The organism is Dactylosporangium sp. NPDC005555 (assembly GCF_040605635.1).
In the GTDB taxonomy this organism is placed as follows: domain Bacteria; phylum Actinomycetota; class Actinomycetes; order Mycobacteriales; family Micromonosporaceae; genus Dactylosporangium.
Window position 1 is genome coordinate 43,982 of sequence record NZ_JBEXDG010000020.1, and the last position, 20,236, is coordinate 64,217.

Below are 20,236 nucleotides of genomic sequence, written 5' to 3' on the forward strand. Positions count from 1 at the left end.
CGAGGAGGATGAGACATGGCTACGAGGGATACGGGCGGGCAGTCCCAATCCGGCAAGTCCCGGCGCGACGAGGAAGAGGACGTCGCCGCTCCCGAGGTCAACCCGGAGACAGCCGAGCGGGTCGAGCAGTTGGGTGAGGACGTCGACGACCTCCTCGACGAGATCGACTCGGTGCTCGAGGAGAACGCCGAAGAGTTCGTCCGCGGATACGTGCAAAAGGGCGGCCAGTAACCGTCACTGAGAAGGTCCCCGTCGGTCCGGACGCATCCGGGCCGACGGGCGTATTGTCTGACTCACCTACAGTCGATCATCCTGTGAAGGGAGCTCCGTTGCCGACGGGACTTGAGCACTCCGGTCGTCTCCCGGCCGCGTTCCACGCCGCGGGGACCTCGTCGTTCAGCGAGTTCCTGTCGGCGGTCGCACCCGAGATGCTCCCGGGCCGCCGGCCGCTGCCGCCGGGCATGGCCGCGGACGTCAGCGCGCACGCCACCACGATCGTCGCGATCACCTGCGCCGACGGTGTCCTCATGGGCGGCGACCGCCGCGCCACGATGGGCAACCTCATCGCGCAGCGCGACATCGAGAAGGTCTTCGCCGCCGACGCCTACTCGCTCGTCGGCATGGCGGGCACCGCCGGCTTCGGCCTGGAGATGATGCGGCTGTTCCAGGTCGAGCTGGAGCACTACGAGAAGATCGAGAGCACCATGCTCTCCCTGGAGGGCAAGGCCAACCGCCTCGCCACCATGGTCCGCAACAACCTCGGCGCCGCCATGCAGGGCCTGGCCGTCGTGCCGCTGTTCGCCGGGTTCGACGTCGACGCCAAGTCCGTCGACCGGGCCGGGCGCATCTTCAGCTTCGACGTCGCCGGCGGCGTCTATGAGGAGCGCGGCTACGACTCGATCGGCTCCGGCTCACTGTTCGCGAAGTCGTCGATGAAGAAACGGTACAAGCCCGGCATCACCACCGCCGACGCCGTGAAGATCGCCGTCGAGGCGCTCTACGACGCCGCCGACGACGACACCGCCACCGGCGGACCCGACCTGCTCCGCGGCATCTTCCCGGTCATCATGACGGCGACCGTCGAAGGCACCCACCGGCTCACCGACGAGGAGACCCGCGCGGTCGCCGAGGCGGTCATCGCCGAGCGCACCGACAACCCGGGCGTCTGAGCCCTCTCCCGTCCCCAGCTCCCACGTCAGAAGGAGAACCCGCCCCGTGGCCATGCAGTTCTACGCCTCGCCCGAGCAGATCATGCGGGACCGCTCGGAATACGCGCGCAAGGGCATCGCGCGTGGTCGCAGCGTCGTGGTGCTCAGCTATGAGGGCGGCGTCCTCTTCGTCGCGGAGAACCTGTCGACCGCCCTGCACAAGGTCAGCGAGATCTACGACAGGATCGGCTTCGCCGCCGTCGGCCGCTACCCGGAGTTCGAGAACCTGCGCTCCGCCGGCGTCCGCCTCGCCGACCTGCACGGCTACTCCTACGGCCGCCGCGACGTCACGGGCCGTCAGGTCGCCAACGCGTACGCCCGCACCCTGGGCGCCATCTTCACCCAGGAGCAGAAGCCCTACGAGGTCGAGATCTGCGTCGCGGAGGTGGGCACCACCGCCGCCGACGACGAGCTCTACCGCATCACCTACGACGGCTCCGTCCAGGACGAGCCCGGCCTCGTCACCATGGGCGGCCAGTCCGACACCATCTCCGGCGCCGTGAAGACCCGCCTGCGGCCCGACCAGACGCTCGCTGAGGCGCTGAAGCTGGCGGTCGAGGGTCTGAGCAGCGTCGGTGGGGAAAACGGCCAGCCGAGGAAGCTGGCGGCCAACCAGCTGGAGGTCGCGGTCCTCGACCGTCACCGCCCGGGCCGCACCTTCCGCCGCCTGACGGGCCTCGCCCTCACCGCGATCCTCGAGGACCCGGCCAAGGCCGACGCCGCCGAGGAAGGCCTCGAGGACAAGCCCCAGCCCCCGGCCTCCCCGAGCACCCCGGCCGACAACGCCAGCGGCCCCGCCCCCACCCCCGACGAGGAAGAGGGCGACAAGCCCGCCGCCGGGTAACCACTCCGAAAACAACCTGGGCCGGGACGCACCTCACCACTGCGTTCCCGGCCCGCCCCATGTCCGTCGCGCCCGCCTTCACCCCGTGTTCGGGCGTGCCTCATGTCCGCCGCGTGCCCGCCGCGTGCCGTCTCCTTCCACCCTGCGTTCCCGGCCCGCCTGATGTCCGCCGCGCGGCTCGACTCCGTGTGGTGCGGGTGCCCGCGCGGCCGGTCCCGAGCGCGCCGCGCGTGGACCGGTTCGGTGAGTGGACCGGGCCGGCGCGGGTGCGTGGCACTGGCTGGGGGGACGACGCCGGCGCTCGTGCATCTCCTGGCCGGTCTGCCGCACCTGCCCGGCCGATGTGGCGGCCCACCGGATCGTGGCCTCGACAGGCCTCAGGCGGAGGGTCGTAGACGGAAGTCTGACGGGCGTCGTACATTGGAGGCATGCCGTACCGCTGGTGGCCGGCGACCCTGGCAGCGCTGGTCGGGATCACCGACGCCGAGGTGCTGCAGGCGTTGAACGCTGATCGGCGACGCCCCCTTCCGGGCTTCGCGCTCGGCATTCCGGCGCTCAGCATCTGGGCACGCACGGACACGGGACGGGCGCTGATCGTCGTCGTGAAGCAGGAAGGCCAGTTCAGCTGGGGCATTCTCGGAGCGCGGGACATGACACCGGATGAGCTCGCCGAGTTTGAGAAGTGGGAGGCGAGCGCAGCATGAACACCGAGCCGCTCAGCGAGCAGCAGATGGACGCCATGGTGGCGGCCGTCGCCGCCGGTGAGTTCACGTTCGACCGGGTCGCGCCCATCCCGGCGCTGCCGCCGAAGCCGGACGCCGAGGTCATGGCCGTCTATTCGATGCGGCTGCCGTCCGACGTGGCGCAGCGCCTCGCCGCGGTCGCGAAGAGCAAGGGCGTGAAGCCGTCGACGTTGATGCGGCAGTACGTCGAATGGTGCCTGGCGACCGAGGTCAGCGACCGCCCGATCTCCCTCACCGACGCGCTGCGCGCCCTCACCCAGCTCCGCCCGGCCGCGTAGCGGCGAGCCGGCTCCGCCCGGCCGGAGCAGCGGCGAGCCGGGCGGAAACGACCGCTCAGGTGCGGATCAGCGCCAGGAGCAGCACGATGCCGGCCCGGCCCAGGTAGATCGTGGACTTCATCGGCGAGGCGCTCGGCGTGCCCGCCATCCGGGGGCGCATCGCCACCGGGATCTGGGTGATCCGGTAGCCGGAGCGGGCGACCCGCACCAGGACCTCGATCGTGTCGCCGAGGTACTCCGCCGGATACCAGTGCGCGAAGAACTCGATGAGCTTGCGGTTGCACGCGCGGTGCCCGGACGTGGTGTCGCTGAGCTTCGTGCGGGCGAGCTTCGACAGTACCGACGACAGCATCCGCATCGCCCATTTGCGCGGGCCGGTGACGCTGTAGCCGCCCTCACCCGCGAACCGGGCGCCGATCACCAGGTCATGGTCGTCGAGCGCGTCGACGAGCTTCGGGATGTACCGCGGATCGTGCTGCCCGTCCGCGTCGACCTGGATGGCGACGTCGTAGCCGTGGTCGCGGGCGTACCGGTACCCGGTGCGCATCGCCCCGCCGACGCCCAGGTTGAACGGCAGCCGGGCCACGATCGCCCCCGCGGCGGCGGCCCGCAGCGCGGTGTCGTCCTGCGAGCCGTCGTCGACGACGATGATGTCGACGCCCGGCAGCTCACCGCGGACCTCGGTGACGACGTCGGCGATCGAGCCGGCCTCGTTCCACGCCGGGATGATGATCAGGACCTTCTTACCGTTGATCATCGGAGACCTCGAGGGTGGAAGGGGCCGGCACCGCCGACGTGTCACGCGGGCGGCCGAGCTCGCTGCGCAGCAGGGCCAGGTCCTCGGCGAGGGTCCGGGTCTCCTCCTCCAGGCGGCTCACCTCCCAGCTGAGGTGCACCGTGACCATGAGCAGGAACACGATGCCGAGGAAGAGCACGAGGCTCACCCCGGACGCGATCCCGAGCGCCTCGGCCAGGTTGTCCGTCAGGAACGGGAAGAACGCCATCGGCAGGATCACGATGCTGACGACCAGCCACAGGATCGCGTACTTCTCCTGCAGCTGCCGCCGGCGCAGCAGTTCGAGCATGAACCCGAACACCGCGAGGGCGGTCAGCCCCGTGACGATGATGAGCTTCACCCGGCACCCTCCAGCACGGCCTGGAACGCGGGGTCGCGCAGCGCCGCGGTCAGCATGGTATGCCAGTCCCGCATCGGCGCCATCCCCACGGCCGCCCACCGGTCGTGACCGAGGACGCTGTACGAGGGCCGTGCGGCGGGCGTCACGTAGGCCGCGCTGGTGGTCCGGCGCACCCGCGCGGGGTCGAGGCCGGACAGCGCGAACACCGCCTGGGCGAGCCCGTGCCACGTGGTCTGCCCGGACGCGGTGCCGTGGTACACCCCGGCGGGCGCGTCCGAGTCGGTCAACGCGACCAGCCGGGTGGCCAGGTCCCGCGCCCAGGTCGGCTGCCCCACCTGGTCGTCGACCACGTCGAGGAACTCGCGGGCGGCGGCGAGGCGCAGCATCGTCTTGACGAAGTTGCGGCCCTGCGCGCCGTACAGCCACGCGGTGCGCACCACGTAACCGGACTCCGGCAGCACCTCCAGGACGCTGTGCTCGCCGAAGAGCTTGCTGTGCCCGTAGGCGTTCAACGGCTCGGTCGGCGCGTCCTCGGCATACGGCGACGTCCCGGCACCGTTGAACACGTAGTCGGTCGAGACGTGGACCAGCCGCGCACCGTGGGCGCGGCAGGCCTTGGCGAGCACCGTGACGCCCGTGCCGTTGACCGCGAGCGCGGACTCGTAGTCGCTCTCCGCGCCGTCCACGTCGGTCCAGGCCGCCGCGTTGAACACCACGTCGTGCCCCTGCACCTGGGCATGGACCGCTTCGACCGCGGTGATGTCCAGGTCCGCGCGCTTCAGGGCGGTCACGGGACGCCCGTCCAGGGCCGCCAGGAGGTCCTGGCCGAGCATCCCGCCGGCGCCGGTGACCAGATACCGGGTCACAGCGCCGCGCGCGTCTTCAGGGGCTCCCACCAGGAGCGGTTCTCCTTGTACCAGGCCACCGTCGAGGCGATGCCGTCCTCGAACGTGACCGCAGGCGCGTACCCGAGCTCGTTGCTGATCTTCTCGTGGCTCAGCGAGTACCGCCGGTCGTGGCCCTTGCGGTCCTCGACGGGGCGCACCGCCGACCAGTCCCGGCCGGTCGCCTGCAGGAGCACCTCGGTCAGCTCCCGGTTGGTCAGCTCCCGGCCGCCGCCGATGTTGTAGACCTCGCCGGCCCGGCCCTTCTCCAGGGCGAGCTGGATGCCGGCGCAGTGGTCGGACACGTGCAGCCAGTCACGGATGTTGCCGCCGTCACCGTACAACGGGACCTGAGCACCGTCGATCAGGTTGGTGACGAACAACGGGATGACTTTTTCCGGAAACTGGTAATGCCCATAGTTGTTGGAGCACCGGGTGACCACGACCTCCATGCCGTGGGTGCGGTGGTAGGCCAGCACCAGCAGGTCCGAGCCGGCCTTCGACGCCGAGTACGGCGAGTTCGGCTGCAGCGGCCACTCCTCGGTCCACGAGCCCTCGTCGATCGACCCGTACACCTCGTCGGTCGAGACGTGCAGGAAGCGCCCGACACCCGCCCGGCGGGCCGCGTCGAGGAGGACCTGGGTGCCGATGACATTCGTGGTCACAAATGGGCCGGCGCCGAGGATCGACCGGTCGACGTGCGATTCCGCGGCGAAGTGCACGACCGCGTCGTGCCCTGGCATGAGCTGCTCGACGAGGTCGGCGTCGCAGATGTCACCCTCGACGAAGGTGAGGGTGGAGTCGCCGGAAACGGGTGCCAGGTTGTCCCGGTTGCCGGAATAGGTGAGCTTGTCGAGCACGGTCACGGCCGCCCCGGCATGGGCCGGGTAACCGCCTCCGAGGAGGGTGCGGACGTAGTGGGAGCCGATGAACCCGGCACCGCCGGTGACGAGGATTCTCACGGGATCGGGAGTCTAGTGCACTCAGTAGGGCACTGAGTCGACCGAGGGTCCGCACAACCCGTAAGGTGGCCGGGTGCGTGGCATCATCCTCGCCGGTGGCACCGGCTCCCGCCTCTGGCCGCTGACCAAAGCGGTATCGAAGCAGCTCATGCCCGTCTTCGACAAACCGATGATCTACTACCCGCTGACCACGCTGGTGATGGCCGGGGTCCGGGAGATCCTCGTCATCACCACCCCGGAGGATCAGGACCAGTTCCAGCGCCTGCTCGGCGACGGCACCCAATGGGGCCTCGAGATCAGTTACGCGGCGCAACCACGCCCCGAGGGGCTCGCCCAGGCGTTCATCATCGGCGCCGACTTCATCGGCGACGACACCGTCGCGCTCGTGCTCGGCGACAACATCTTCCACGGCGCGCAGCTCGGCCAGCGGCTCGCCGACAACGTCGAGCTCAAGGGCGGACGGGTCTTCGCCTATCCGGTGGCCAACCCGCAGGACTACGGCGTCGTGGAGTTCGACGCCGACGGCAAGGTGCTGTCGATCGAGGAGAAGCCGGCCCGGCCGAAGTCGCGCTACGCGGTGCCCGGGTTGTACTTCTACGACAACCGGGTCGTGCAGATCGCCCGCGAGCTCAAGCCCAGCGACCGGGGCGAGCTGGAGATCACCGCCGTCAACGCGGCCTACCTGGAGCGCGACGAGTTGCACGTCGCGATCCTGGATCGCGGTACGGCGTGGCTGGACACGGGTACGTTCAACACGATGGTCCAGGCCGCCGAGTTCGTCCGCGTGATCGAGGAGCGGCAGGGCCTCAAGATCGGTTGCGTGGAGGAGGTCGTGTGGCGTGCGGGCTTCATCGACGACGCACAGCTGCGGGCACTGGCCGAGCCGTTGCGCAAGAGCGGCTACGGCGAGTACCTGATCCAATTGCTCGATTGGGAAGCCTGAGCACCGCCCCCACAATGAGCCGACCGAGCAACACAACGACATCGCGACGGGTGGGGCCGCACACGTGAAGTACCGACAGCTTTCGATCGCCGGTGCCTGGGAGATCACCCCGGTGCAGCGCGGCGATCCGCGTGGGCTGTTCCTGGAGTTCTACCGGTTCGAGCAGCTCAGCGCCGAGGTCGGCCACCCGCTGCGGCTGGCGCAGGGCAATCTGTCGGTGTCCGCGCGGGGGGTCGTGCGGGGCATCCACTTCGCCGACGTGCCGCCGGGCCAGGCGAAGTATGTGACCTGCACGAGGGGTGCCGTGCTCGACGTCGTCGTCGACATCCGGGTCGGATCCCCGACATTCGGCCGCTGGGAGGGTGTGCAGCTCGACGACGTCGACCGGCGCGCCCTGTACCTCGGCGAAGGCCTCGGACACGGGTTCTGCGCGCTCACCGACGACGCCACGATCACCTACCTGTGCTCCGAGAGCTACAACCCGGCGGGGGAGCACGGCATCCACCCGCTCGACCCGGACCTCGGCATCGTGTGGCCGACCGACGAGCCGCAGCTGTCCGCGAGGGACGCCGTGGCGCCCTCGTTCGCGCAGATGCGCGTCGAAGGCCGGCTGCCGGACTTCGCCACCTGCGAGGCGTATACGCAAAGTCTGCGGGCGCAATAGGGCCGGATCGGCGTTCAGGCGGCTAATGTTCCTACATGGACCGGCGAATTTTCGGCCTTGAGACCGAATACGGGGTCACGTGCACCTATCGGGGACAGCGCCGCCTGTCCCCCGACGAGGTCGCCCGCTATCTGTTCCGGCGCGTCGTGTCGTGGGGCCGTTCCAGCAACGTGTTCCTGCGAAACGGCGCGCGCCTCTATCTGGATGTCGGCTCCCACCCGGAATACGCGACGCCCGAGTGCGACTCGGTGCCCGACCTGGTCACCCATGACCGGGCCGGCGAGCGGATCCTCGAAGGCCTGCTGGTCGACGCGGAGCGCCGGCTGCACGACGAGGGGATCGCGGGCGAGATCTACCTGTTCAAGAACAACACCGACTCCGCCGGCAACTCGTACGGCTGCCACGAGAACTACCTGGTCAGCCGGCACGGCGAGTTCGGGCGCCTCGCCGACATCCTGATCCCCTTCCTCGTCACCCGCCAGCTCATCTGCGGCGCCGGCAAGGTCCTGCAGACGCCGCGCGGCGCCGTCTACTGCCTGTCGCAGCGCGCCGAGCACATCTGGGAGGGCGTCTCCTCGGCGACCACCCGGTCCCGCCCGATCATCAACACCCGCGACGAGCCGCACGCCGACGCCGAGCGCTACCGGCGCCTGCACGTCATCGTCGGTGACTCCAACATGAACGAGGTCACCACGCTGCTCAAGGTCGGCACCGCCGACATCGTGCTGCGGATGATCGAGGCCGGCGTCGCCATGCGCGACCTCTCGCTGGAGAACCCGATCCGCGCCATCCGGGAGGTGTCCCACGACATCACCGGCCGCCGCCGGGTCCGCCTCGCCAGCGGCAAGGAGGTCAGCGCGCTGGAGATCCAGCAGGAGTATTTCGACAAGGCGACGGAGTTCCTCGACCGGCGCGGCGCCGACGCGCCGACCAAGCGGGTCATGGAGCTGTGGGGCCGCGTCCTCAACGCGGTGGAGAGCGGCAACCTCAAGGACGTCGAGCGTGAGATCGACTGGGTGACGAAGCTCGGTCTCATCGAGCGCTACCAGCACAAGCACGACCTGCCGCTGTCCCACCCGCGGGTCGCGCAGATGGACCTGGCGTATCACGACCTGCGCCGCGGGCGGGGCCTCTACGGCCTCCTGGAGCGCCGCGGGAAGGTCGACCGGGTCGCCGGCGACCTCGACATCTTCGAGGCCAAGGAGACCCCGCCGCAGACGACCCGGGCCCGCCTGCGCGGTGAGTTCATCCGGCACGCGCAGGAGCGCCGCCGCGACTTCACCGTCGACTGGGTCCACCTGAAGCTCAACGACCAGGCCCAGCGCACCGTGCTGTGCAAGGACCCGTTCCGGGCCTACGACGAGCGCGTCGACCGGCTCATCGCCAGCATGTGAACCAGCATGTGAAACCGCACAGAAGTCAGAGTGTGAACGATCGGTTAGGCTGACCGGCGCTATGGATGACAACCCCGCCGGTCAGCCCGCCCCTCCGGAGAAGCCGAAGGCGAGCGACAACCCGGACAAGCCGAGGTCCAACCGCCATGGTCGCCGGCTGCAGCGCATCCGTGAGGAGATCGAGCGCAACCGCACCGACGGCCCGGCGATCCCGACCTGGGTCCTCGCGCTCATCCTCGTGCTCATCATCGGCGTCATGACGGCCCTGGTGGTCTTCTCATGAGAAGGCTCGCCGCGATCGCGGCCGCGGCGGTCGTCCTGGCCGGCTGCACCGACGACGGCGCACGCCGCACGCCGCTGCCGGCCAACCCGACGAACGCCGGGCCGGCGTCCGAGCTGCCGCTGCCGTCACCGAGCCTGCCGCCGGTCGTCAACTCCGACGGCTGCCAGGGCCTGGTCACCGCCGCCCAGGTGCAGAAGGCCAGCGGGCTGTCCGTGCAGGCCAGCGCCGGCGACGGCGTCGCCGCGGTCGCGCAGTACGGCCAGGCGGTGCAGAGCCTCGGCCTCAACGCCAGGGCCCGCATGTGCCCGTTCGGCAACGCCGGCGGCGACCAGGTCACCGTCGTCGCGCTGACGTTCCCCGACGCGGCCCAGTCGCAGAAGCTGTGGACGACGATCAAGTCCCTGGAGGCGGTCGGCGGCGTCGGCGAGGCCGCGCTCAGCGACAAGACCAAGACACTGCTCGCCCGCCGCGGCAAGGCGATCGTCGCGGTCTACCTGGTGGCGGCCGCCGCGCCCGAGGCCAACCACCTGAGCCAGCTGCAGTCAGTCGCGAACGTCGCCCTCAGCAAGGCCTGACGCCGCCGCTCGTCCCGCCGCGGCGGCCGACAGGAAGTAGGCGCGGTCCTGCGCGTACCCGCGGCCCATGGTCGACAGCTTGACCGGCAGCGCGAGCAGGGCCGGCTCCAGGTCCTCCGCGGGCGGCGCGACGATCCGGTGCGGCGGACACAACGGCCGCAGTTGCTCGTGTACGACCCGCGACAGCGCAGCGGGCAGATCCGACGGCACGACCAGGTCCGCCGGCGCGAGGGCGACCCGCCCGAACGCGGTCAGGCTGTGGTGCGACACGCCGCGATGCCGGGGCCGGGGGTCCTCGCCGGAGATGCGCGGCGCGGCGACCGGCCGCCCGCCGAGGGCCGCGACGGCGTTGACGGCCTCGCCGGCGGCCACCCCGGAGAAGCCCCACGACGTGCCGGTGCCCAGGTTGCCGGGGCCCTGCGTGACGATCGCCAGGTCGGCGCCGAGCCCGTGGCGGGCGGCGAGCAGGCCGCTGTGCACGTTGGTCGACTCCAGGTCGCCGCCGAACGCCTGGCCGGTGGTGACCGTGCCGGCGAGCATGGGGCGCAGCCCGTCGAGGGTGCGGGAGAACCAGGCGGGCAGCGCCCCGCCGTCGGTCATGACGTAGGCGACCTTGGCCGCGGGCCGGTCGGTGAGGACCCCGGCGAGGATGGCGGGCAGTGCCGAGTGCAGGTCCGCCACCACCACCGGCATTCCGGAGATATCTGCATTGTCGGTCAGGTCTTTCCGGTGCGGTGACGCCTCCTCGTCGGCCGCGAGGACGACCGCCTGCAACGGGGTGTACCGCGCCTTGACCACATGGCCGGGGACGTCGACGTCGTCGGGCAGCCGGTCCGGGATCGCGACGATCAGCGCGTACCCACCGGTGCCCAGGCCGAGGGCGAGGGCGTTGACGTTGAGCAGCACCCGGTCGCCGACCCGAGGCGTGCCGACGAGGGCCGGATACGCCAGGGCCCGCACCTGCTCCGGGTCGTCGGGCCGGCGCGACTCGAGGGCGACCTGGACCTCGACGCTGCCGTGCCACGATGTACGGGGCGCGACGACCGTCCCCCAGCGCCAGCGGATCATCGGCACAACCTACAGTGCCGCCGCGCCGTGACGGTCCTGTGACCCTACGTTCAGTCACCGTGTGGGCGACGCCGTTTGCGCGTTCGGGCTGGTAGGTTCGCTGGCGTGTCGCGGACCCGAACCGAGCGCCTGGTCAATCTGGTGATCTGCCTGCTCTCGACACGCCGCTTCCTGACCGCCGGTCAGATCGCCTCCATCGTGCCCGGCTATGAGCACGACCCCGAGGACGAGCGCGACCACGAGGCGTTCCAGCGCAAGTTCGAGCGTGACAAGGCCGAGCTGCGCGAGCTCGGCGTGCCCCTGGAGATCGGCACCCCGTCGGTGTGGGACAACGAGCCCGGCTACCGCATCGCCCGCCGTGACTACGCACTGCCCGACATCCCCCTCGAGCCCGACGAGGCGGCCGCCGTCGGCATCGCCGCGCGGCTGTGGCAGCAGACCGGGCTCGCCGCCGCCGCGTCGTCGGGTCTGGCGAAGCTGCGTGCCGGCGGCATCGACGTCGACCCGCACGCCACCCTCGGCGTCGAGGCGGTCGTCACCGTCGACCCCGCGTTCGAGCCGCTCACCGCCGCCGTCCGGGACCGGCAGGCGGTCACGTTCGACTACCACGTGCCCGAGCGCGACGCCGCCCGCACCCGCAAGCTGCAGCCGTGGGGCGTGGTCTGCTGGCGCGGCCGGTGGTATGTCGTCGGTCACGACCTGGAGCGCGGCGCCGAGCGCTGCTTCCGGCTTTCCCGGATCGTCAGCGGCGTCCGGCGGGTGGGGCGGCGCGGGGCGTACGAGCCGCCGAAGGTCGACCTGATCGCCTACGTCGCGAAGACGAGCGGCCCGGTCGAGCGCACCAGCCGCGCGACCGTCCTCGTCCGGCCCGGGCGCGCCGCGGGCGTGCGCCGCTGGGCTGAGGCGTGCGTGCCCGGCCCCGACGGCGACCGGCTCACGCTGCGCTACGCCGACATCGACTTCTTCGCCGGCTGGCTCGTCGGCTACGGTGCCGACGTGGTGGTCCTGGACCCGCCGCCGCTGCGCGACGAGGTCGTGAAGCGCCTCAAGGAGATCGTCGCCGCGGCCGCTCCCGTCGCGGAGGTCAGGGCGGAGGTGGCGGTGTGACTGGTCCGGAGCGCAGCGCAGTGGCCGGTCGCCAGGATTGCAGCGACTGGTCGCACCGGCGCCGGAGCGCAGCGGAGGTGGCGGTGACTGGTCCGGAGCGCAGCGCAGTGGCCGGTCGCCAGGATTGCAGCGACTGGTCGCACCGGCGCCGGAGCGCAGCGGAGGTGGCGGTGTGACGACCTCGGTGGACCGGCTCGGCCGGCTGCTCAACCTGGTGCCGTATCTGCAGGCCAGGCCCGGGATCACGCTGGCCGAGGCGGCGGCGGACCACGGCATCACCGAGCGTCAGCTGCGCGAGGATCTCGAGCTGCTGTGGCTGTGCGGCCTGCCGGGCTACGGCCCCGGCGACCTGATCGACATGGCGTTCGTCGGCGACGGCGTGACCGTCACGTACGACGCCGGCATCGACCGCCCGTTGCGCCTGACCCCCGACGAGGCCCTCGCGCTCATCGTCGCCCTGCGGACACTCGCCGAGACCCCGGGCGTCGCCCAGCGCGACGGCGTCCACCGCGCCCTCGCCAAGATCGAGCACGCGGCGGGCGACCTCGCCGACGCGCCGGTCGCCGTGCGCATCCCCGGCAACGCCGACCGCCTCGAGGAGCTCCGCGGCGCCGTCGAGCGCCGCCACGCGCTGCGGATCACGTATTACACGGCGACCCGCGACGAGACCTCGGAACGCGTCGTGGACCCCATGCGGGTCCTCGTCGTCGGCCGCTGGGCCTACCTGGAGGCGTGGTGCCGCCGCGCGCAGGCGGTCCGGCTGTTCCGGGTCGACCGGATCGACGCCTCCACGGTGCTGGAGGAGCCCGCCCGCGTGCCCGTCCAGGCCGAGCCGACCGACACCCGCACCGGCACCCTCTTCCGCCCCACGCCCGACCTGCCGCTGATCACGCTGCGGGTCGGCCGGGGCGTGCGGTGGATCACCGAGCAGTATCCGTGCGAGGAGGTCGTGCGGGGGCCGGGGGAGCACTGGACGGTCTCGCTGCGCGCCTCCGACCTGGACTGGGCCCGCCGGATGGTGCTCGGCCTGGGCGCCGAGGTGTCGGTGGTCTCGCCGCCGGCCCTGGCGGAGTCGGTCGCCGCCGAGGCGCGGGCCGCCCTGTCCGCCTACGACGCGCCGGTCCCCGCGCTGCCGTAGGTCCACCGCTCCCCGTTGCGCCGCGCTGCCAGGGTGTCCGTCGTGGTCTAAGGTCGGTAGGTGCTCTGGTGGATCTCGGGCGGCATCGTCCTGCTCTCGCTCATCGTCCTCGTCGCCGCGGTGATGTCGACGGCGGGCCGCGTGCGTCAGTTCGATAACACCGCGCAGTCCCTGCAGCGGCGGCTCCTCGACGGCGAGAAGCGTCTGCAGCCCCACCTGGCCCGCCTGCAGCAGACCGCGGAGGCCATGCAGCCCCGCCTGGAGGCCATGCAGGAGCAGGCTTTGATCATCCAGGCCAGGCGCGGCGAGCTGGAAGACGCAGATCAGCGCCCTGCCGCCCGGTAACAGTAAAGAAACCTGGCGGATCAACCGGGCAATTAGCACCGTTGTCCGGACGGATGGTTGACGATCGGGCACCGGACCGTCAACACTCGTCAGGACTTCAGCGGCCGGACCCCTTCCCGCAACCCGGCCTCTGCCCGTCACCCGATGTCACCAGTACGATGGGTCGGGCAATACAAGACTGTGAGGTGGCTTCATAATGGGTGCACTCAGGCCGTGGCACATCATCGTGCTCGTGGTGGTGCTGATCCTGCTCTTCGGTGCCAAGCGTCTTCCCGACGCGGCGCGGTCGCTCGGCCGTTCGCTGCGCATCATCAAGGCGGAGACCAAGGGCCTCGCCGATGACGATGTCGACGCGAAGGCGGAGGCCCAGTCGGGTCGCGCGCCGCTGTCGGGCACGGTCGACGACAACAAGCCGTCGCCGGCTCCCATCGTCGACCCGGTCAACCGCGTTCCCGAGCGCTGAGGCGCCGTTCCGTCGTGAGTATCCTCGCCCGGCGGCGGAAAGAGCCGTCGCAGTTTGAGCGTGCCGCAGACGGCTCCATGAGCCTCATGGAGCACCTGCGCGAGCTGCGCACACGGCTCTTCAGAGCGTGCATCGCAATCCTGGTCGGCACGATCGTCGCGTGGTTCATCGCCGAGCCGGTGCTCAACTTCATCCAGCAGCCCTACTGCGACCTGATGGCCTCCAAAGCGATCCAGCAGTCGGCCAACCATGCGCTGCCGGACGGGTACAAGTGCCCGTTCGTCCAGCTGGGTGTCACGGACGTGCTGGTCCTGAAGCTGAAGCTGTCGCTGTGGCTCGGGCTGATCCTGGCCGGCCCGATCTGGCTCTACCAGCTGTGGGCGTTCATCGCGCCGGGCCTGCACCGGCACGAGCGCCGCTGGGCATATCTGTTCGGCGGGCTCGCCGGCCCGCTGTTCGCCGCCGGCGCCTACCTGTCGTTCGTGGTGGTCTCCGAAGGCCTGATCTTCCTGCTCAACATGACCGGCCCGGACATCTCCACCACGCTGGAGATCACCCGCTATGTCGACTTCGTGACCGGAATGATGCTGGTGTTCGGGCTGGCGTTCGAGTTCCCGCTCGGCGTCATGCTCGCCAACATCGCCGGCATCGTCACAGGCCGGAAGCTGCTGGGCTGGTGGCGGTTCGCGGTCTTCACCACGTTCGTCTTCGCCGCCATCGCCACTCCGACCGCGGACCCGTTCGGCATGACCGCGCTGGCCCTGGCCCTGTCGGCGCTCTACTTCGCAGCCGTCGGCTTTGCGCTGTTCAACGACCGCCGTCGCGGCCGCAACCGCCCGACGTATGCCAACCTCGACGACGACGAGATCTCGTCCCTCGACGACTACGTCCCAGAGCCGGTCGGCGCCGCGACCTCGGTCGGCGGCTACGACCCGATCGATGCCCCGACCTCGGTGGACGCTCCGACCCCGGTCGAGCGCCCGCGCTCCCTCGACAGCCGCTACGACGACATCACCTGATCCGGTCCCGCTCGGTGACCGCTGACCATAAACGGCCGACCTGACCGTTACCGCGCCCGCCATGGCGAAAGGCCCCGGCGGGCGCGGTGCTGTCTTTGCGCCGCTTGCTCCACGGGGATGTGAAGTCTGCTCGTCACGCAAGGTTCTGAGCGGTTCGCGACGATCGCCTTGCCGCCGGGCGCCACTCCTGCGGCGCCCCGCGATCGTCTGGAGGGCTGTCTCGCACGCTCTTCGATGTCTGAGGGGCGGTCGAGTGGGACGCTGGCCGGGGTGGGGTGCGGGGCCCTAGCATCCGTGCGTGAACATCGCGCTGCTCGCCAACCCGACCGCCGGTAAAGGGCGGCGGGCCGCATTGCTGCCCGAGGTCGTAGCGCGGCTCGAGGCCGGCGGGCACGCGGTCGACGTGGTCACCGCGACCACCCGCGACGGCATGGTCGAGCGAGGCAGGGCGGCCGTCGCCGGCGGGAAGGCCGTGGTCGCGATGGGCGGCGACGGGACCGTGCACCTGGGGCTGCAGGCGGTCGCCGGGACCGGGGCGGCGTTCGGGATCGTGCCCGCCGGGACCGGCAACGACTTCGCGGTCCGGCTGGGGCTGCCCGGCGACACGCTGCACGCCGCCGACGCGATCGCGCGCAGCACGGGGACACGGGACGTGGACCTGGCGCGGGTGGAGGGCGGCGACGGGACCACGGCGTGGTTCGGGGCGGTGATGGCGGCCGGGTTCGACGCGTTCGTCAACGAGCGGGCCAACCGGATGCGCTGGCCGCGCGGGCCGCAACGGTACAACCTGGCGATCGTCGGTGAACTGCTGGCGTTGCGTGCCCGCAGGTACACCATGCGGATCGACGGGAACGAGAGCGTCTTCGAGTCGGTGCTGGTCGCGATCGGCAACACCGAGAGCTACGGCGGCGGCTTCCGGATCGTGCCCGGCGCCGACCCCGCCGACGGGCTCCTCGACGTGGTCGTCGCCGAGCCGCTGAGCAGGCTGACGCTGATGCGGCTGCGGCCGAAGGTGTTCAAGGGCACGCACGTGCGGGACCCGCGGGTGTCGACGTTCCGCGCGAAGACGGTGGAGCTGGCCGCCGAGGGGGTCACCGTGTACGCCGACGGGGAGCGGATCTGCCCGCTCCCCGTGACGATCACCTGTGTGCCAGGTGCGCTGAACCTGATGTGTTAGGCGGCGTTGTGGATGCGGACGGTGACACCGTTCGCGGACGGGGTCGTGGAGACGTCCGACTCGGTGACGCCGTCGGGCAGCGAGAAGCTGCGGCTGAACGAGCTGGAGCTCGACGAGCTCGACGTGAACGTCGCGCCGCCCTCCGAGCTGTGCGACGAGGTGCTGGTGCCGCCGCCGCCCTTGATGGTGAGGCGGCCGCCGGACACCTGGACGTCGACGTTGCTCGGGTCGACGCCGTCGACGGTGATGACGAGGTCGTCACCCTCGGTCGCGGTCGACACGGAGGCGGCGTGGGAGCGCGAGGCGGCGTGGTCGACCTCGGACTCGATGCGGGCGAGGGCTTCTGACGGGTTCCAACGGCCTAACGGCATGGTGTCCTCCGGATAAGACGATCGGTATTCCCCTGCACTGTCGCTGCCTGGCGGGGAGCCGACAAGCGCACAGGCGGTGTTGCGACACAGGTTTCCCAACCGCGACGGAATTTAAAGCAGCCGCAGCACGGCGCTGAGGCCGTGGACCTTGCCAGGGTCACTCTCCGGGAGGACAAGGACGCTGCAGCCGGCCGCGGCGGCGCCCGCGTCCGCGGGGGAGTCGCCGACCATCAGGGTCCGCTCCGGGTCGGTCCGCAGCGTCGCGCACGCCTTCCAGAATATCGCCGGATCGGGTTTGCACCTGCCCACCTCGTACGACAGGACGAACGCGTCGACGAGATCCGCGAAACCCAGCTGGCCGGCCAGATCACGCAGGTCGAACCCGATGTTGGAGACCACGGCGACCGGCACGCCGCGCTCCCGCAGCGCCTGCAGCGTCGGGATGGTGTCCGCGTACAGCTGCCAGCCGTCGGCGACCAGCAGGCGGTCGTAGAGGGCCTCGGCCAGGTCCGCGTCGACGGTCGCCGCCAGCCCTTCGTAGGCGGCCCGGTGCGCCCGCACGGACAGGTCACGGTCCGCCCACACCTCGGCGAGGTGCGCCGGCACCCGGTGCGGCTTCGGCCCGCCGGCCCGCCCGGCCGTCGTCAGCCGGTCGGCGAGGACCGTCGCCCGGCCGCGGTCCAGGGTGGTGCCGAGGCTCGAAGCGGCTGACGTCACCCACCTGACGGGGTCCTCCACCTGCGCGATCGTCCCGTGGAAATCCAGGAGCACGGCCTCGACGGGCCGCCATGGACTTGGTGGTTCAGCGCTTTCCGGCACGCCAGCACGATACCCATGAGCGGATCCGGGCATCTTTCGCCTAGCCTTGGGGTCATGAACACCCCCGCCGAGCGGTACGAAGCGGCGCAAAGGCGGGCTGAGCGTCCTGCCCTGACCGAGTTCGTCGAAGAGCTGGAATTCGCCCTGGACCCGTTCCAGGTGGACGCGTGCGACGCCCTCGAACGCGGCACGGGCGTGCTCGTCTGCGCGCCGACCGGTGCCGGCAAGACCGTCGTCGGGGAGTTCGCGGTCCACCTGGCGTTGCGGCAGGGACGCAAGTGCTTCTACACGACGCCGATCAAGGCCTTGTCGAACCAGAAGTACAACGACCTCGTGCAGCGCTACGGCGCCGGGCGCGTCGGGCTGCTCACCGGCGACAACGCGATCAACGGTGACGCCCCCGTCGTCGTCATGACGACCGAGGTCCTGCGCAACATGCTGTACGCGGGCTCGGCGACCCTGGAGGGCCTGTCCTACGTCGTCATGGACGAGGTGCACTACCTCGCCGACCGGTTCCGCGGCGCGGTCTGGGAAGAGGTGATCATCCACCTGCCGGACTCGGTGACGCTAGTCTCGCTGTCGGCGACCGTGTCCAACGCGGAGGAGTTCGCCGACTGGCTCGTCACCGTGCGTGGCGAGACCACGGTCGTGGTCAGCGAGCACCGGCCGGTGCCGCTGTGGCAGCACATGCTCATCGACCGCCGGATGTTCGACCTGTTCCACGACGCCGAGGCCGCGCAGAAGCACGACGTGCATCCTGAGCTGCTGCGGTACCACCGTGAGATGCTCCGGCGCGCCGAGCTCGCGGGACCGAGGGGCGGCCGCCGCAAGGGCCCCTACCGGCCCGAGATCGTCGAGCGGCTCGACCGTGAGGGGCTGCTGCCGGCGATCCTGTTCATCTTCAGCCGGGCCGGCTGCGACGCCGCCGTCCAGCAGTGCCTCGCCGGCGGCCTGCGGCTCACCGCCCCCGACGAGCGGGTCGAGATCCGCACCATCGTCGAGTCCCGCACGAAGCACATCCCGAGCGAGGACCTGCAGGTGCTCGGGTACTGGGAATGGCTCGACGGCCTGGAGCGGGGCCTCGCCGCGCACCACGCGGGGATGCTGCCGGCGTTCAAGGAGGTCGTCGAGGAGCTGTTCGTCCGCGGCCTCGTCAAGGCCGTGTTCGCCACCGAGACCCTCGCGCTGGGCATCAACATGCCCGCCCGGTGCGTCGTGCTGGAGCGGCTCGTCAAGTACAACGGCGAGGCGCACGTCGACCTGACCCCGGGGGAGTACACGCAGCTGACCGGCCGCGCCGGGCGCCGCGGCATCGACGTGGAGGGGCACGCCGTCGTCGTCTGGGCGCCGGAGCTCGACCCGCGGCACGTGGCGGGTCTCGCCTCCACCCGCACCTACCCGCTCAAGTCCAGCTTCCGGCCGTCGTACAACATGGCGGTCAACCTCGTGGGCAGCGTCGGCATCACCGAGGCCAGGGAGCTCCTGGAGAGCTCGTTCGCGCAGTTCCAGGCGGACCGTTCGGTGGTCGGGCTGGCGCGGCAGGTGCAGCGCAACGTCGACACGATCGCCACCTACGGCGCCGAGACGAGGTGCCACCTCGGCGACTTCGACGAGTACTTCGGCTACCGGGTCGCGATCGCCGAGCGGGAGCGGGCCATCGCCCGGCAGGGCGCCCAGCAGCGCCGCGCGGCGGCACTGGAGTCCCTCGAGCGGCTGCGCCCCGGCGACGTCATCCGGGTGCCCACCGGCCGCCGGGCCGGCATCGCGATCATCATCGACCCGGGGATCGGCGGCCGCGGGTTCGGCGAGCCCCGCCCGCTGGTGCTCACCGAGGACCGGTGGGCCGGCCGGATCTCCGGCGCCGACTTCACCGCCGCCGTCGAGTCCCTCGGCCGGGTCAGGGTCCCGAAGCAGTTCAACTACCGCTCGGCCCAGGACCGCCGGGACCTCGCCGCCCAGCTGCGCCGCCTGTCGCTCGACCCGCCGCCGCGGGGACGTAGCCGCAATCGGGATATTTCGGACGACGCTGAGCTCGACCAGCTACGGGCCTCCATGCGGCGGCACCCGTGCCATCAGTGCCCGGAGCGGGAGGAGCACGCCCGCTGGGCGGAGCGCCGCTGGCGCCTGGAGCGCGACACGGAGGCGCTGCGCGGGAAGGTCGCCAACCGCACTGGCTCCCTCGCCCGCACGTTCGACCGGGTCTGCGGGCTGCTCACCGACCGCGGCTACCTGTCGGCGGGCGGCACCGTCACCGACGCCGGCCGGATGCTGGCCCGGATCTGGTCCGAGACGGACCTGCTCGTCGCCGAGTGCCTGCGCCGGGGCGTGTGGGACCGGTTGAGCGCGGCCGACCTCGCCGCCGCCGCGAGTGTCCTGGTGTACGAGGCCCGCCGCGAGTCAGACGACCGCGCCTCCATCCCGCGCGGCGACGTGTCCGAGGCGATCGACGCCACCCTCCAGCTGTGGTCGGAGGTGCGCGAGGACGAGGACTCCCGGGGCCTGCAGCTGACCCGGGAGCTCGACCTCGGTTTCGTCTGGCCGGTGTACCGGTGGGCCCGCGGCGAGTCCCTCACGAAGGTGCTCGGCAGCGTCCACGGGCTGGAGGGCGACATGCCGGCCGGTGACTTCGTGCGGTGGTCCCGTCAGGTCCTCGACCTGCTCGGGCAGCTCGCCGACGCACCCGGCGCCTCCGACGGCGTGCGCCGCACCGCCCGGCAGGCGATGGGTGCGATGACCCGGGGCGTGCTGGCATACAGCGTCATGACGTAGTGACACAGCGAGTTTTCACCCGGTCGGATTAGAAAATTTCGTTCGG

At 71.0% G+C, this 20,236-nt stretch carries 24 protein-coding genes; 17 read left to right on the top strand and 7 right to left on the bottom strand.

All coding sequences use genetic code 11. From position 1 onward, the window contains the following. Window positions 1-15 precede the first annotated feature (15 nt). The 5 genes from ABZS58_RS23100 to ABZS58_RS23120 all read left to right on the top strand — a co-directional run bounded on the left by ABZS58_RS23100 (window position 16) and on the right by ABZS58_RS23120 (window position 3,073). Window positions 16-231, top strand: a complete 216-nt coding sequence (locus ABZS58_RS23100; protein WP_033362892.1) for a ubiquitin-like protein Pup — start codon at window positions 16-18, stop codon at window positions 229-231. 98 nt (window positions 232-329) lie between these two features. Then, window positions 330-1,169, top strand: a complete 840-nt coding sequence (gene prcB, locus ABZS58_RS23105; RefSeq protein WP_354784617.1) for a proteasome subunit beta — start codon at window positions 330-332, stop codon at window positions 1,167-1,169. Between the two features lie 46 nt (window positions 1,170-1,215). Next, window positions 1,216-2,052, top strand: a complete 837-nt coding sequence (gene prcA / locus ABZS58_RS23110; RefSeq protein WP_354784619.1) for a proteasome subunit alpha — start codon at window positions 1,216-1,218, stop codon at window positions 2,050-2,052. 428 nt (window positions 2,053-2,480) lie between these two features. After that, window positions 2,481-2,756, top strand: coding sequence for a hypothetical protein (locus ABZS58_RS23115; RefSeq protein ID WP_354784621.1), 276 nt, complete (start codon window positions 2,481-2,483; stop codon window positions 2,754-2,756). Further along, window positions 2,753-3,073: a hypothetical protein gene (locus ABZS58_RS23120; RefSeq protein ID WP_354784623.1), complete on the top strand. Its 321-nt coding sequence runs from the start codon at window positions 2,753-2,755 to the stop codon at window positions 3,071-3,073. Before ABZS58_RS23115 ends, ABZS58_RS23120 begins: the two co-directional genes overlap by 4 nt. Before the next feature lie 55 nt (window positions 3,074-3,128). Here ABZS58_RS23120 and ABZS58_RS23125 read toward each other — a convergent pair whose 3' ends face one another. The 4 genes from ABZS58_RS23125 to rfbB are packed head-to-tail and all read right to left on the bottom strand — an operon-like array spanning window position 3,129 to window position 6,055. Further along, window positions 3,129-3,830 (bottom strand): glycosyltransferase family 2 protein, encoded by a 702-nt coding sequence (locus tag ABZS58_RS23125; RefSeq protein ID WP_354784625.1) that lies wholly within the window; start codon window positions 3,828-3,830, stop codon window positions 3,129-3,131. Further along, window positions 3,817-4,209, bottom strand: a complete 393-nt coding sequence (locus tag ABZS58_RS23130) for a DUF2304 domain-containing protein (protein ID WP_354784627.1) — start codon at window positions 4,207-4,209, stop codon at window positions 3,817-3,819. Before ABZS58_RS23130 ends, ABZS58_RS23125 begins: the two co-directional genes overlap by 14 nt. Beyond that, window positions 4,206-5,075, bottom strand: coding sequence for a dTDP-4-dehydrorhamnose reductase (gene rfbD, locus ABZS58_RS23135; RefSeq protein WP_354784835.1), 870 nt, complete (start codon window positions 5,073-5,075; stop codon window positions 4,206-4,208). The genes ABZS58_RS23130 and rfbD overlap by 4 nt, the downstream gene beginning before the upstream one ends. After that, complete coding sequence (rfbB, locus tag ABZS58_RS23140; protein ID WP_354784629.1) at window positions 5,072-6,055, bottom strand: dTDP-glucose 4,6-dehydratase; 984 nt, start codon at window positions 6,053-6,055, stop codon at window positions 5,072-5,074. The genes rfbD and rfbB overlap by 4 nt, the downstream gene beginning before the upstream one ends. A 73-nt stretch (window positions 6,056-6,128) precedes the next feature. Here rfbB and rfbA point away from each other — a divergent pair, with 73 nt between their 5' ends. The 5 genes from rfbA (at window position 6,129) to ABZS58_RS23165 (ending at window position 9,914) form a co-directional block, all read left to right on the top strand. Beyond that, window positions 6,129-6,998, top strand: coding sequence for a glucose-1-phosphate thymidylyltransferase RfbA (rfbA, locus tag ABZS58_RS23145; protein WP_354784631.1), 870 nt, complete (start codon window positions 6,129-6,131; stop codon window positions 6,996-6,998). A gap of 64 nt (window positions 6,999-7,062) precedes the next feature. Beyond that, window positions 7,063-7,662: a dTDP-4-dehydrorhamnose 3,5-epimerase gene (rfbC, locus tag ABZS58_RS23150; protein WP_354784633.1), complete on the top strand. Its 600-nt coding sequence runs from the start codon at window positions 7,063-7,065 to the stop codon at window positions 7,660-7,662. A gap of 35 nt (window positions 7,663-7,697) precedes the next feature. Continuing rightward, a complete protein-coding gene (gene pafA / locus ABZS58_RS23155; protein ID WP_354784635.1) occupies window positions 7,698-9,056 on the top strand; it encodes a Pup--protein ligase in 1,359 nt (452 codons plus the stop codon). Between the two features lie 61 nt (window positions 9,057-9,117). Next, complete coding sequence (locus ABZS58_RS23160) at window positions 9,118-9,339, top strand: hypothetical protein (protein WP_354784637.1); 222 nt, start codon at window positions 9,118-9,120, stop codon at window positions 9,337-9,339. Beyond that, a complete protein-coding gene (locus ABZS58_RS23165; RefSeq protein ID WP_354784638.1) occupies window positions 9,336-9,914 on the top strand; it encodes a hypothetical protein in 579 nt (192 codons plus the stop codon). Before ABZS58_RS23160 ends, ABZS58_RS23165 begins: the two co-directional genes overlap by 4 nt. Here ABZS58_RS23165 and ABZS58_RS23170 read toward each other — a convergent pair. Continuing rightward, complete coding sequence (locus ABZS58_RS23170; RefSeq protein ID WP_354784640.1) at window positions 9,882-10,982, bottom strand: DUF3866 family protein; 1,101 nt, start codon at window positions 10,980-10,982, stop codon at window positions 9,882-9,884. The genes ABZS58_RS23165 and ABZS58_RS23170 overlap by 33 nt on opposite strands. Window positions 10,983-11,087: 105 nt before the next feature. Between ABZS58_RS23170 and ABZS58_RS23175 the strand changes: the two genes are divergently transcribed. The 6 genes from ABZS58_RS23175 (at window position 11,088) to ABZS58_RS23200 (ending at window position 16,231) form a co-directional block, all read left to right on the top strand. Continuing rightward, window positions 11,088-12,089, top strand: a complete 1,002-nt coding sequence (locus ABZS58_RS23175) for a WYL domain-containing protein (RefSeq protein ID WP_354784642.1) — start codon at window positions 11,088-11,090, stop codon at window positions 12,087-12,089. A gap of 172 nt (window positions 12,090-12,261) precedes the next feature. Further along, window positions 12,262-13,227: a WYL domain-containing protein gene (locus ABZS58_RS23180; RefSeq protein WP_354784644.1), complete on the top strand. Its 966-nt coding sequence runs from the start codon at window positions 12,262-12,264 to the stop codon at window positions 13,225-13,227. Between the two features lie 60 nt (window positions 13,228-13,287). Continuing rightward, window positions 13,288-13,572, top strand: a complete 285-nt coding sequence (locus ABZS58_RS23185; protein WP_354784646.1) for a hypothetical protein — start codon at window positions 13,288-13,290, stop codon at window positions 13,570-13,572. A gap of 196 nt (window positions 13,573-13,768) precedes the next feature. Next, window positions 13,769-14,035, top strand: a complete 267-nt coding sequence (gene tatA / locus ABZS58_RS23190; protein WP_354784648.1) for a Sec-independent protein translocase subunit TatA — start codon at window positions 13,769-13,771, stop codon at window positions 14,033-14,035. Window positions 14,036-14,112: 77 nt separating this feature from the next. Further along, a complete protein-coding gene (gene tatC / locus ABZS58_RS23195) occupies window positions 14,113-15,054 on the top strand; it encodes a twin-arginine translocase subunit TatC (RefSeq protein WP_354784650.1) in 942 nt (313 codons plus the stop codon). A gap of 298 nt (window positions 15,055-15,352) precedes the next feature. Next, a complete protein-coding gene (locus tag ABZS58_RS23200) occupies window positions 15,353-16,231 on the top strand; it encodes a diacylglycerol kinase (protein ID WP_354784652.1) in 879 nt (292 codons plus the stop codon). Here ABZS58_RS23200 and ABZS58_RS23205 read toward each other — a convergent pair. Together ABZS58_RS23205 and ABZS58_RS23210 are read right to left on the bottom strand one after the other, a co-directional pair. Next, on the bottom strand, window positions 16,228-16,602 hold the full coding sequence (locus tag ABZS58_RS23205) for an Hsp20 family protein (protein ID WP_354784654.1): 375 nt from the start codon (window positions 16,600-16,602) through the stop codon (window positions 16,228-16,230). The two genes, ABZS58_RS23200 and ABZS58_RS23205, sit on opposite strands and share 4 nt — an antisense overlap. Before the next feature lie 111 nt (window positions 16,603-16,713). Then, window positions 16,714-17,454 (bottom strand): HAD-IA family hydrolase, encoded by a 741-nt coding sequence (locus ABZS58_RS23210; RefSeq protein WP_354784656.1) that lies wholly within the window; start codon window positions 17,452-17,454, stop codon window positions 16,714-16,716. A 21-nt stretch (window positions 17,455-17,475) separates the two neighbouring features. On the opposite strand from ABZS58_RS23210, the gene ABZS58_RS23215 reads away from it, so the two are divergent. Beyond that, a complete protein-coding gene (locus ABZS58_RS23215; RefSeq protein ID WP_354784658.1) occupies window positions 17,476-20,190 on the top strand; it encodes a DEAD/DEAH box helicase in 2,715 nt (904 codons plus the stop codon). Window positions 20,191-20,236 lie beyond the last annotated feature (46 nt).